The 1,042-nt window shown below is 57.4% G+C and carries 1 rRNA gene; it reads right to left on the bottom strand.

Annotated features, from left to right (window positions below):
* Positions 1-124: 124 nt before the first annotated feature.
* Positions 125-1,042: ribosomal RNA gene (locus BM028_RS18100) — 16S ribosomal RNA — on the bottom strand; the annotation flags it as partial.

The following is a 1,042-nucleotide window of genomic DNA, read 5'->3' as shown; positions in this document are numbered from 1 at the left end:
GAAGCTGCGCTCCCGACTGCACTGTCAATGTTCCACCCATGAGCTACCGGCGAGAACGTTCGTCTCGATCCGGCGCCTGGACCCACCGTCCCCCGAAGGACACGACGAGCCAGATGCTCCTTAGAAAGGAGGTGATCCAGCCGCACCTTCCGGTACGGCTACCTTGTTACGACTTAGTCCTAATCACCGATCCCACCTTCGACGGCTCCTTCCACAAGGGTTAGGCCACCGGCTTCGGGTGTTACCGACTTTCATGACTTGACGGGCGGTGTGTACAAGGCCCGGGAACGTATTCACCGCAGCGTTGCTGATCTGCGATTACTAGCGACTCCGACTTCATGAGGTCGAGTTGCAGACCTCAATCCGAACTGAGACCGGCTTTTTGGGATTCGCTCCACCTTACGGTATCGCAGCCCTTTGTACCGGCCATTGTAGCATGCGTGAAGCCCAAGACATAAGGGGCATGATGATTTGACGTCATCCCCACCTTCCTCCGAGTTGACCCCGGCAGTCTCCTATGAGTCCCCGCCATAACGCGCTGGCAACATAGAACGAGGGTTGCGCTCGTTGCGGGACTTAACCCAACATCTCACGACACGAGCTGACGACAACCATGCACCACCTGTACACCGACCACAAGGGGGCGACCATCTCTGGCCGTTTCCGGTGTATGTCAAGCCTTGGTAAGGTTCTTCGCGTTGCATCGAATTAATCCGCATGCTCCGCCGCTTGTGCGGGCCCCCGTCAATTCCTTTGAGTTTTAGCCTTGCGGCCGTACTCCCCAGGCGGGGCGCTTAATGCGTTAGCTACGACACAGAAACCGTGGAAAGGTCCCTACATCTAGCGCCCAACGTTTACGGCGTGGACTACCAGGGTATCTAATCCTGTTCGCTCCCCACGCTTTCGCTCCTCAGCGTCAGTTACGGCCCAGAGATCTGCCTTCGCCATCGGTGTTCCTCCTGATATCTGCGCATTCCACCGCTACACCAGGAATTCCAATCTCCCCTACCGCACTCTAGTCTGCCCGTACCCACTGCAAGCC

It is taken from the genome of Curtobacterium sp. YR515, from assembly GCF_900113095.1.
Lineage (GTDB): Bacteria > Actinomycetota > Actinomycetes > Actinomycetales > Microbacteriaceae > Curtobacterium.
Note: the sequence above shows the minus strand (reverse complement) of the source record. Positions and strands in the feature narration are given on the sequence as shown.